Here is a 2,927-nt window from a genome sequence, read left to right as displayed (position 1 = left end):
TTTGAGGTTGCAGATAGAACACCATACCTACGGCAAGGTGAAGCTGACGTGGTTTGAAGAGATTTTCGAAGAGTATTAACTCATCAAATTTGTAAATATCCTAAACTTTCTCTAGGCGTCATAACCAATATCAAAAAAGGCTAATTCTAAAGCGACCGCTTGATTCCAGCGTTGCTGAAGTTCTGTCAAATCTTCTCGACCTTTCCCGACACGATTGAGTTCGTCAACCAGAAATTGAACCCACTCTGCAAAGAAAGGACCTCTGTGGAGATTGATCCATTCCGAATGAATATAGCCTTCAGGTATAGGCAGATCTTTAGAACCCCAGTCTAAATAGAGACCTTCTGCAATGACCAGCATGACCAAAAGATGGGCATAGTCTGATGAAGCCACTGCCGAATACATTAGATCCTGAAAGGCTTTTGTTACAGGATGCAAGGTCACTTCCATATAGTCATTCTCTGCTACTTTTAACTCTTTGAAAGCCTTTTGGAAATAGCCATCTTCATCTGCTTCAAGAAAACCTAGTTGCTTGGCAAAACGAAGCTTGGATTCAAGCTGGTCTGCGTGGGCTACGCAGGCACCCAACATGGATAGGAAGGCATCAAAGAAGTGATAATCTTGAATCAGGTAGTCTTTTAAGGCCTTATTCTCAATTGTCCCTGCAAAAAGTTCCTTAACAAAACGATGATTGATTGCAGCCTGCCAATCCTTCTGACTGCTTTTTAATAATTCTCCAACAGTCAAACCTGGCTGAAATGCATAAATCTGTGTTTCCATATTTACTTCTCCTCTCTTTACTTGTTAGTAATTAATAAAACACCAAGAAATACCAAGTAAAATCGTAATTCCACTTGATTCTTTTAAAGAACATCGAGGACATTTGCAGAGAGCTACCTAAACAAGCCTATCCAGTTTTATATAAACAAAAAAACTCCAATTACAATCAAGAATTAGAGTTGACTTACAAGATTAGACCGTTCATTTCACCATACGAAAAAAACTGTTCACATTTCCCTTCGCCAGTCTTAACTGTATCAGGTTCAATGGGTATCATCTCAGCCTAAAGCACCCCAAATGTCTTTATTATTTAATTACTAGACCATTATAACAGAAATTGAAAGCCCTAGCAAGATATTTGACCGAAAAATATCTTTATATAGTTTTTGATAGCGATTTATTCTTCCAATACACGAAGAAAAACCTCCACATTCAGTGGAGGCAATCTCTTTTATCAATACAATTTTAAGTCACGAGGGTCAACTGGGAAGGTTGGGTTGTATGGGTTGTGACGAAGTTTGAAGTGTTTGACATCTTCAATGGTCTGAGTTCCAGACAATTGCATAACTGTCTTCAATTCCGCATTCAAGTGTTCAAAGACTTGACGCACACCAACACTACCACCAAGAGCCAAACCATAAATAGCAGGGCGACCAATAGCTACCAAGTCTGCTCCTGAAGCCAAGGCTTTAAAGACGTGTTGACCACGACGAACACCAGAGTCAAAGACAATTGGCACACGTCTATCAACTGCTTCTGCCACTTCTTGAAGCGAGTCAAAAGCAGCTGGTCCACCGTCGATTTGACGACCACCGTGGTTGGTTACCCAGATACCAGAAGCTCCCGCAGCAAGTGAACGCTCAACGTCCTCACGGCATTGTGGTCCCTTGACATAGACAGGAAGTCCAGAGTATTCAGCGATAAATTCTACATCGCGTGGAGACAAGCGCTGTTTAGCTGATTTGTAAACAAAGTCCATTGATTTACCAGCACCTTCTGGCAGGTATTCTTCAACAATCGGCATGCCAACTGGGAAGACAAAACCATTACGCTTATCCACCTCACGATTGCCCCCTACAGTAGCATCTGCCGTCAAGACAATCGCTTTATAACCTTCAGCCTTCACACGGTCCATGATGTGGCGGTTGATACCGTCATCCTTACTAAAGTAAAATTGGAACCAATGAGGTGTCCCTTGAAGGGCTTCAGAAATCTCTGGAAGGTCAACAGTAGAGTAAGAACTGGTTGTATAAAGAGAACCGAACTCATGCACACCACGCGCAGTCGCCACTTCACCCTGTTCATTCGCTAATTTATGAGCCGCAACAGGCGCCATAATGATTGGTGAGGATAGTTTTTCACCTGCAAATTCAATCTCTGTACTTGGATTTTCAACATCGCAAAGCGTATGTGGAACGATGAGTTTGTGGTTAAAGGCACGGATATTCTCTCTTAAAGTGAAAGTATCTTCTGCCCCACTAGCAATATAGCCAAATGCTGCTTTAGGGATCACTTGTTGCGCCATTGGCTCCAAATCATAGGTATTAATGAAATCTACATGCCCTTCTGCATTGCTTGTTTTGTATGACATAAACTGTCCTCCTTGATTAAGTAAGCGTTTGCTTTTTACTATACATCTATAATAACTCTTTTTTCAATCATTTTCAAGAGTTTTGCTTAAAAACAATCTTATTTTTCATACAATATATTAGCCCTACTTTCCTTAAACTCTAAACTTTAGTCTATATTAAGTGAATCGTTGAGATTTTTTGCTGCCAGGCATTTGAACTACTTTTTTATTTGCTGATTCTATCTACTAATGCTATAAAAAACAAGTAAATAAGACACCAGAACATCCTCTAATAGGGCCTATGGACTTATATCAGTTCCATATATACTGTTTAAGCAAGATACTATCCTAGTTGACGCTAACTTCCTATCCCACTTATTAATTTTTTATTTATAGTGAATCTGAACAAATCAATTGGAGAATCCAAGTCAATTTCTAGTACTTTTTGAAAAGTTTCAACGTACTATCGTAAAATGAAATAAAACATGCGCAAATTGATTAGGGAATTTAAACCAATTTCTAACAATGTCTTAGAAATCAAAGTGTACTATTTCAACTGTAACCGCCCAATAACGAA

2 protein-coding genes and 1 riboswitch are annotated in these 2,927 nt (G+C 39.5%); both genes read right to left on the bottom strand.

The features are described 5' to 3' along the window. Positions 1-111 precede the first annotated feature (111 nt). The gene (locus HT693_RS03120) at positions 112-780 is read right to left on the bottom strand and encodes a TenA family protein (protein ID WP_100104234.1); all 669 of its coding nucleotides are present in this window, start codon (positions 778-780) and stop codon (positions 112-114) included. Between the two features lie 217 nt (positions 781-997). Then, positions 998-1,086: riboswitch (TPP riboswitch) on the bottom strand. Positions 1,087-1,234: 148 nt separating this feature from the next. Further along, on the bottom strand, positions 1,235-2,371 hold the full coding sequence (gene lctO, locus HT693_RS03115; RefSeq protein WP_000120708.1) for an L-lactate oxidase: 1,137 nt from the start codon (positions 2,369-2,371) through the stop codon (positions 1,235-1,237). Positions 2,372-2,927: the final 556 nt, after the last annotated feature.

The sequence above is a fragment of the Streptococcus sp. 2154 genome (assembly GCF_013277255.1).
GTDB classification, from domain to species: Bacteria; Bacillota; Bacilli; order Lactobacillales; family Streptococcaceae; genus Streptococcus; species Streptococcus pseudopneumoniae.
Note: the sequence above shows the minus strand (reverse complement) of the source record. Positions and strands in the feature narration are given on the sequence as shown.

Coding starts and splice junctions, on each gene's coding strand:
- HT693_RS03120 (WP_100104234.1), bottom strand. CDS start 780: ATGGAAACACAGATTTATGCATTTCAGCCAGGTTTGACTGTTGGAGAA.
- lctO (WP_000120708.1), bottom strand. CDS start 2,371: ATGTCATACAAAACAAGCAATGCAGAAGGGCATGTAGATTTCATTAAT.